The sequence below is a fragment of the Limosilactobacillus balticus genome (assembly GCF_014145615.1).
Classification (GTDB): Bacteria; Bacillota; Bacilli; order Lactobacillales; family Lactobacillaceae; genus Limosilactobacillus; species Limosilactobacillus balticus.
In genome coordinates this window covers 1-200 of sequence record NZ_JACIVH010000048.1, presented here as the reverse complement: position 1 = coordinate 200, position 200 = coordinate 1, and the positions used below count along the sequence as shown (strand labels likewise).

Sequence of the window (200 nt, the reverse complement as noted above, 5' to 3'; positions counted from 1 at the left end):
TTATATGAGAGTTTGATCCTGGCTCAGGATGAACGCCGGCGGTGTGCCTAATACATGCAAGTCGTACGCACTGGCCCAACTGATTGATGGTGCTTGCACCTGATTGACGATGGATCACCAGTGAGTGGCGGACGGGTGAGTAACACGTAGGTAACCTGCCCCGGAGCGGGGGATAACATTTGGAAACAGATGCTAATACC

1 rRNA gene is annotated in these 200 nt (G+C 52.5%); it reads left to right on the top strand.

What is annotated here, in order from left to right:
• Window positions 1-200, top strand: a 16S ribosomal RNA gene (locus H5S10_RS10625); the annotation flags it as partial.